This is a genomic window from Micrococcus sp. LASM2_SD2, from assembly GCF_057364565.1.
In genome coordinates, this window is sequence record NZ_JBNFOB010000096.1 from 1 (window position 1) to 7964 (window position 7964).

General features: G+C 71.3%; 4 protein-coding genes and 2 pseudogenes. All 6 read right to left on the bottom strand.

What is annotated here, in order from left to right:
• Positions 1–98: 98 nt before the first annotated feature.
• The 6 genes and pseudogenes from AC2W7A_RS06700 to ruvA all read right to left on the bottom strand — a co-directional run bounded on the left by AC2W7A_RS06700 (position 99) and on the right by ruvA (position 7790).
• Positions 99–2426, bottom strand: coding sequence for a RelA/SpoT family protein (locus tag AC2W7A_RS06700; RefSeq protein WP_485990677.1), 2328 nt, complete (start codon positions 2424–2426; stop codon positions 99–101).
• Between the two features lie 136 nt (positions 2427–2562).
• Positions 2563–3602: pseudogene (gene secF / locus AC2W7A_RS06705) on the bottom strand (protein translocase subunit SecF).
• Positions 3599–5389, bottom strand: a complete 1791-nt coding sequence (gene secD, locus AC2W7A_RS06710; RefSeq protein ID WP_485990678.1) for a protein translocase subunit SecD — start codon at positions 5387–5389, stop codon at positions 3599–3601. Before secD ends, secF begins: the two are co-directional and overlap by 4 nt.
• Before the next feature lie 64 nt (positions 5390–5453).
• Positions 5454–5942, bottom strand: coding sequence for a preprotein translocase subunit YajC (yajC, locus tag AC2W7A_RS06715; RefSeq protein WP_485990679.1), 489 nt, complete (start codon positions 5940–5942; stop codon positions 5454–5456).
• 161 nt (positions 5943–6103) lie between these two features.
• Positions 6104–7149, bottom strand: a pseudogene (ruvB, locus tag AC2W7A_RS06720) (Holliday junction branch migration DNA helicase RuvB).
• Positions 7146–7790, bottom strand: coding sequence for a Holliday junction branch migration protein RuvA (ruvA, locus tag AC2W7A_RS06725; RefSeq protein ID WP_485990680.1), 645 nt, complete (start codon positions 7788–7790; stop codon positions 7146–7148). The pseudogene ruvB and the gene ruvA overlap by 4 nt, the downstream one beginning before the upstream one ends.
• Positions 7791–7964: the final 174 nt, after the last annotated feature.

Genomic DNA, 7964 nt, shown 5'->3' on the forward strand with positions numbered 1-7964 from the left:
CGGAGCTGCTGAGCTGAGGCGGGGGCCGGTGGCCGGGGCTCGACGTCTCGGCGTGACCCCCGCCGGCCCCGGGCGTGCCCCTGTGCCGCCGTGGCGCCTCAGGTGCGGTGGACGTCGAAGACGCCGTCGATCCGCTTGACCGCGTTGATCACGTGGCCGAGGTACATCGGGTCGCCCATCTCGAAGACGAAGCGGCTCATGGCCACGCGGTCGCGCGTGGTGTTCACGGAGGCCGAGAGGATGTTCACGTGGTTCTCCGCGAGCACGCGGGTGACGTCCGAGAGCAACGAGGTGCGGTCGAGGGCCTCCACCTGGATCTCCACGAGGTACACGGCGTTCCGGGACGGGGCCCAGTCCACGTCCACGCGACGCTCGGGCTCCTGCTCCAGAAGGGTGTCCACGTTCCGGCAGTCGCGGCGGTGCACGGAGACGCCCGAGCCACGGGTGACGAACCCGCAGATCTCGTCCGGCGGCACCGGGTTGCAGCAGCGGGCGAGCTTGGACAACATCCCGGCGTCGCCCTGCACCAGCACCCCGGTGGGGCTGCCGCCGGAGGCCGCCGGCCGCTTCACGGGGCGCTTGACGATCTCCTCGAGCTCGATGTCCCCCACGCGCGTCTCGGCGGACCCGTCCTGTGCGGGCGGCTCCGGCGGGGCGAGCTTGGCCTGGACCTTCTCCGTCACGTGCTGGGCGGACACGTGGCCGTCTGCGATGGCCGCGTACAGGGCATCGAGGTCCACCAGGTTCATGTCCGCGACGACGGCCGGCAGCTCCTCGCCGCCGAGCACCTTCTGCACGGGCATCTGGGCGCGGCGCAGCTGGCGCGTCAGGGACTCGCGGCCGCGCTCGACCTGCTCGTCGCGCCGCTGGGTGGCGAACCAGTGGCGGATCTTGGACTTGGCGCGCGGAGACACCGTGAAGCCCAGCCAGTCGTGGCTGGGGCCTGCGTTCTCGGCCTTGGAGGTGAACACCTCCACCGTGTCCCCGTGCTTGAGCTGCGAGGAGAGCGGGACGAGCTTGCCGTTCACGCGGGCACCGATGGTGCGGTGGCCGACGTCCGTGTGCACCGAGTAGGCGAAGTCCACGGGCGTCGCACCGGCGGGCAGCGAGCGGATCTCGCCCTTCGGCGTGAAGACGTAGACCTCGTCCGCGTCGATCTCGGTGCGCAGCGAGTGGAGGAACTCGTCCGGGTCCCGGGTGTCCTTCTGCCAGTCCATCACCGAGCGCAGCCACTGCGGGGTCGAGGAGCCCGGGGAGCCTGCGGCGGCGTGGGCCTTGTACATCCAGTGCGCAGCGACGCCGTACTCGGCCTGGCGGTGCATGTCGAAGGTGCGGATCTGGATCTCCACCGGACGCCCGCCGGGGCCCATGACCGAGGTGTGCAGGGACTGGTACATGTTGAGCTTCGGCATCGCGATGTAGTCCTTGAACCGCCCGGGCAGCGGACTCCACTGGGCGTGCAGGACGCCGAGGGCGCCGTAGCAGTCCTTCACCGAATCCATGAGCACGCGGATGCCGGTGAGGTCGTAGATGTCGTCGAACTCCTTACCCCGCACGATCATCTTCTGGTAGATGGAGTAGTAGTGCTTGGGACGTCCGGTGACGGTGGCCTTGATGCGGTTGTCCCGCAGCCGGGCAGCGATGTCCTGGCGCAGTCGTTCGATGTGCTTCTCGCGCTCGGGGTTGCGCTCCCCCACCAGGCGGACGATCTCCGCGTAGACCTTCGGCTTCAGGGCCGCGAAGGACAGGTCCTCCAACTCCCACTTGACCGTGTTCATGCCGAGCCGGTGCGCCAGGGGCGCGTAGATGTCCAGGGTCTCCTGGGCCTTCTTGGCGCTGGACGCCGGGGAGACGTAGCGCCAGGTGCGGGCGTTGTGGAGGCGGTCGGCCAGCTTGATCAGCAGGACGTTGACGTCCTGGGCCATCGCGATGACCATCTTGCGCACCGTCTCCGCCTGCGCCGCCGCCCCGTAGGTGACCTTGTCGAGCTTCGTGACGCCGTCCACCAGCACCGCGACCTCGTCCCCGAAGTCCTTCCGCAGCTGCGCCAGCGAGTAGTCCGTGTCCTCCACCGTGTCGTGCAGCAGCGCGGCGCAGATGGTCGGGCCGGACAGCCCGAGCTCCGCGAGGATGGTGGCCACCGCCACGGGGTGCGTGATGTACGGGTCGCCGGAGCGGCGCATCTGTCCCTCGTGGCAGCGTTCGGCCACCGTGAAGGCGCGGACGACCTCCTTGAAGTCGGTGCGCGGCGAGCGGGTGCGCAGCGTCCGCATCAGCGGCTCGAGGATCGGCGAGTACTCGGTGGCGTGGCGGCCGGTGAGCCGGGCCATGCGGCCGCGCGGGCGCGGAGGGGCGGCGGGACTGCGGCCGGAACCAGCCGGGCTGCGGCGGGCCGCGTCGGCGTCGTGGCCGGAGGGCGGGGTCATGGCGGCGTTCTCCTCACCCGGGACGTGGGGTGTCCCGTCTCGACGCGGACGCGGCGCGATAGCGGGGAGTCTACCTCTCCGCCGTCGCGCCGCCGTGCGCGGGGTGTGCGTGTGTCCGCCTGAGGGCGGCCCGACCTCAGGCCCGTCCGACCGAGGGGTCTGAGATGGCACCCTCGGTGGCGCCCTGGGGCGCCTGGCCGGTCGACGCACGCCGGGCCAGGACGGGCTCGTCGGACTCGCGGACGTCCCCGTCCCCGCGGCGCAGCAGCGCGTAGAGCGGGGCCTGGATGAACAGGGTGGCGAGGGTGCCCACGATGATGCCCACGAAGATCGCCAGGGCGATGTCGGACAGGGTGCCGGCACCGAGCAGGCCGGCGCCGATGAACAGGATCGACCCCACCGGGAGGATGCCCACCACCGAGGTGGTGATCGAGCGGACCAGGGTCTGGTTCACGGCGAGGTTGACGTTCTCGGCGAAGGTGCGCTCGGCGTCCTCATGCACCGTCTGGGTGTTCTCGCGGATCTTGTCGAACACCACCACGGTGTCGTAGAGCGCGTAGGACAGGATGGTGAGGAAGCCGATGACGGCGGACGGGGTGACCTCGAAGCCGGTGGCTCCGTAGATGCCCGCGGTCAGGGCGACCACGTAGAGCATGCCGATCACGGCCGCCAGCGACATCTTCCAGGTGCGGAAGTACAGCGCCATGAACAGGGTCACCAGGACCACGAAGATCACCAGGCCGATGAGCGCCTGCTGGGACACGGCCGCACCCCAGGTCGGGCCCACGAAGTTGGAGGTCACCTGGTCCGCGCCCACGCCGTAGGCCTGCTGGAGGTTCTGGGCGACCTCGAGCGTCTGCGCGTCGTCCATTCGCTCGGTCTGCACGCGCATGGTGCCCGGCGCGATGGTGGTGACCGTGGCGATGCCGTCGGCGGCCACGTCCTTCACGGCCTGCTCGCCGGCGGCGACGTCCGTGTTCTCCACCGAGGAGACCACGAACTCCGAGCCGCCGCGGAACTCGATGCCGAGGTTGAACCCTCCGCGCATCAGGGTCAGTCCGCCCGCGAGCAGAAGCAGGATCGCCGCGGCGGCGAACCAGGTCTTCCAGCGCTGACGAAGGGGTAGGACTTGTGTCCGGTGTAGAGGGCGTTGCCCCACTGTGCGAAGCGGTTCACTGGCCGTCCTCCTGGGTGCGCTCGGACGTGGTGGTGGTCGCCGGCTGCGCGGCCTCGCGCTCGGCGCGGCGACGCTCTGCGATGGTCTGGCGGCGGGCCGCTTCACCGCGGGAGCGACGACGGCGCGCGGAGCCGCCGGACGCCTGGGGCGCATCCTCCTCGGACGGCAGCGGCTTGAAATCACGGACCCGGCCGGCGCCCTTGTACAGCGGCTCGCGGCCGAGCAGGAACGGGTCGAGGCCGGACATGCGGTGGCCGCCGCCGATGAAGCGGGACTGGGACAGCAGCACCATCATCGGGTGCGTGAACCAGAAGACCACGATCAGGTCGGCGATCGCGGTGAGGCCGAGGGTGAACGCGAAGCCGCGCACGTTGCCGACCGCCACGAAGTACAGGACGGCGGCCGCGAGCAGGTTCACGGCCTTCGAGGCCCAGATGGTGCGGGAGGCGCGCTTCCAGCCCTCCCGGACGGCCGACTCGATGCTCCGGCCGGAGCGCAGCTCGTCCTTGATGCGCTCGAAGTACACGATGAACGAGTCCGCGGTCAGACCGATCGCCACGATCAGGCCCGCGATGCCCGCCAGGGACAGCCGGTAGTTGTCCGACCAGCCCAGCAGGGAGATCGCCAGCCAGGTGATGACGCCGGCCACGATGATCGAGGCGAAGGTCAGCAGGCCCAGCACGCGGTACTGGAAGAACTGGTAGACCGCCACGAGCAGCAGACCGATCAGGCCGGCCACCAGGCCCCAGAACAGCTGGTCCTGGCCGAGGGTCGCGGAGATCTGCTGCTCGGACTCGATGGTGAAGCTGATCGGCAGTGCGCCGTAGGACAGCTGCTCCGCGAGCTGGGCTGTGGTGACCTCGTTGAACCCCGGTCCGGAGATCTGTGCCTGCCCGTTGGTGATGACGGCCTGGGACTGCGGCGCAGAGAGCACGGAGCCGTCCAGGATGATGGCGAACTGCTTGCGCGGGTCACCCTCCGGGTACGGGGTGAGCTTCTGGGTGACCTCGCGGAACTTCTCGGAGCCCTCGCTGTTGAAGGTGAGGTTCACGACCCACTGGTTGGTGGAGACACCGGAGGAGGTGTTCGCCATGCCGTTGGTGGCGTCCTCGATCTGGGTGCCGGGGATCAGCTGCGGACCGACGATGTACTTGGCGCTCTGGCCGGTGCCCTCAGCGATCTCCTCCTCGGTGGCCGTCTGGCAGACGACCGCGGCCTTGACCGTGGGCAGCGGCTCGGCGCCCGGGTCGCGCGGGACGGTGCAGTCCGTCTTCTGGAACTCGTCCAGCAGCTCCGGGGTCAGCCAGTTCGGGTCGTAGGCGTCCTTCGGCTCGCCCTCCGGCTTGGGAAAGTCCTTCTTCGGGGTCCGCTGGTCCTCGGCCACCGGCTCGGCGGGTCCGAGCTGGAGGACGGGCCGGAACTCCATGTCCGCGGAGGCCTGGATGAGTCGGCGGGTCTGCTCGTCCGGGGTGCCCGGCATCGCGACCACGACGTTCTCGGCGCCCTGGGTGGCGACCTCGGCCTCGGCGACGCCGGAGCCGTCCACGCGGGCCCGGATGATCTCCACGGCCTGGTCGAGCTGCTCAGGGGTGACGCGCTGGCCGCCGGCGGTCTCCGGGGCGAGCACCATCTGGGTGCCGCCCTCGAGGTCGAGGGCCAGGCGTGGCGCCCAGGTGGCCTGGTGCGTGGCCACGCCGATGCCGAGCACGACGGCCATGAGGGCGATGAGCGCGCCGAGCCACGTCAGGGTGCGACGTGCCGCGCTCGCGGGGGTCTTCGATGCCATGGGCGTTCAGGCTCTCCACAGATCGAGCGACCCGGCCGGTGGGGCCGGGTCGCGGACGGATGGGTCAGGGGCGCTCGTCACGGCGGGGCTGGTCCTCGCCGTCGAGCCGGATGCGGCGGCGGTCCACGTCCTCGTCGGCACGGTGCTCGACGGGCTCGACGGGCTCGGCCGGGGCGGCCTGCCCCTCGGCGGGCACGGCACCGGAGCCGGAGGCGGCGACGGAGTCCGGGGCGACGATCTGGGCGATCGCCTGCAGATGCACGTCCATGGCGGTGCCCGGGGCGACCTCGATGGTCACGCGCTGGCGGTCCCGGTCCACGGAGACGACGTGGCCGAAGATGCCGGAGCCGGTCATCACCTCGACGCCGGGCTCGAGCTCGGTGCGCATCTTCGTCTGCTCCTGCTGGGCCTTGCGTGCCTTGCGGAAGGAGAAGAACAGCAGCAGCGCCATGGCGCCGAACATGAGCAGTAGGAAGAGGTTGCCGCCGCCTCCCCCGGCCTGCTGGCCGAGGACGAGGGGCAGGTCTGCGATGGTCTGGGCGGGCGTGGTCAAGAGGAGACACTCTCCGTCGTCGTGGGATGCGGACGTGCGCACGCACACCCGTTCCGGGTGTGGTGGTGCGCACAGTGGAGTCCAGTCTAGGGCGTGTGGGGCCCGACGACGGCCAGCGCACCGCCTCGAGGCGTCATCCGTCGGCCTGTGGGCGCCGGATCTCAGGCCTGATCGGGTGCGGCGAGTCCCAGGTGCTCCCAGGCGCCGGGCAGTGCGATGCGGCCGCGCGGGGTGCGTCCGATGAGCCCCTCGCGGATGAGGAAGGGCTCGGCCACGGTCTCCACCGTCTCGGTCTCCTCGCCCACGGCCATCGCGAGGGTGGACAGGCCCACCGGTCCCCCGCCGAACACCGTGCACAGGGCGTGCAGGACGGAGCGGTCGAGGCGGTCGAGGCCGCGCTCGTCCACGTCGTACATGTGCAGGGCCCGCCCGGCGGCCTCGGCGTCCACGGTGTGCAGCCCCTTGACCAGGGCCCAGTCCCGGACGCGGCGCAGCAGCCGGTTGGCGATGCGCGGGGTGCCGCGCGAGCGGGAGGCGATCTGCGCGTAGCCCGCCGAGGTGACGTCCATGTCCAGCAGCAGCGCGGAGCGGCGCAGCACGAGCTCGAGCTCGTCCGGCGAGTAGAACTCCAGGTGGCCGGTGAAGCCGAAGCGGTCCCGCAGCGGTCCCGGCAGCAGGCCGCGCGGGTGGTGGCGCCGACGAGCGTGAAGGGCGGCAGCTCGAGCGGGATGGAGGTCGCGCCGGCGCCCTTGCCCACCACGATGTCCACGCGGAAGTCCTCCATGGCCATGTAGAGCATCTCCTCGGCCGGGCGGGACATGCGGTGGATCTCGTCGAGGAAGAGCACCTCGCCCTCGGTGAGCGAGGACAGGATCGCGGCGAGGTCGCCGGCGTTCTGGATGGCCGGGCCGGAGGAGATCCGCAGCGGCGCGTTCATCTCCGCGGCCACGATCATCGCCAACGTGGTCTTGCCCAGCCCGGGCGGGCCGGAGAGTAGGACATGGTCCGCAGCGCGCTCGCGCAGCCGGGCCGAGCCGAGCATGAGGTCCAGCTGCTCCCGGACGCGCTCCTGACCGACGAACTCGTCCAGGTGCTTCGGACGCAGCGCCGCCTCGAGCCGGCGCTCGTCCTCCCCCGCGTCTCCGGCGACCACGCGGTCCGGGTCGAGGCCCCCACCGCCGGCTCCGGGCAGCCCGGCGCCGGTCATCGGCCGCTCCGGACGGTGGCGGACGCGCCGACCTCGCGCAGCGTCGCGCGCAGCAGGGCGGCCATGTCGCGTCCCTCGTCCAGCTCGGGGTGGGCGGTGAGCGTGGCCTCGACGCGCTTGACGGCATCCTTCTCCGACCAGCCGAGGCCCACCATGGCCTCGACGACGTCCGCGTGCCAGGCCTCGGCCGGCACCTCGGGGGCCTCGTCCGGGTGGGCGGCCTCCGGGACCTCGGCGCCGGTCGGAGCCAGCCGGCCGGACAGCTCCACCAGGATCTTCTTTGCGAGCTTGGGGCCGATGCCCGGGACCTGAGTGAGGGCCTTCTCATCCTCCCGGGTCACGGCCAGGCGCACGGCCTCCGGCGGGTGCACTGCCAGGACGGCCAGGGCGAGACGGGGGCCGACGCCGTTGGCACCCAGGAGGATCTCGAAGACCTCCTGCTCGGCCCGGTCGGCGAAGCCGAAGAGGGTGAGGGAGTCCTCCTTCACGACCAGGTGGGTGTGCACATGCGCCTCACGGCCCTGGTGCAGAGAGGAGAGGGTCTGCGGCGTGGCGAACACGAGCCGGCCGACCCCGCCTGAGGCGATGACGGCGCGGTCCAGTCCGACGTACTCGACGGTCCCGGTCAGGGAGGCGATCACGGCACAGGTCCTTTCTCCGGCCGGACACCCTCGGACCGCCGGCGTTCGAACATACTATCGAATCGCTCAGCGCGCGCGGCGACGTGCGGCCCCCGTGGCGGCGCCGGCGCGTTCGGCGGCGAGCCACTGCTCCTGGGCCTTGGTGAGCCCCCTTTCCCCTGGGCGCGCCGGGCC

What these genes read in the sequence shown, in the direction of transcription:
- secD (WP_485990678.1), bottom strand. Translation starts at nt 5,389, where the DNA reads ATGGCATCGAAGACCCCCGCGAGCGCGGCACGTCGCACCCTGACGTGG.
- AC2W7A_RS06700 (WP_485990677.1), bottom strand. Translation starts at nt 2,426, where the DNA reads ATGACCCCGCCCTCCGGCCACGACGCCGACGCGGCCCGCCGCAGCCCG.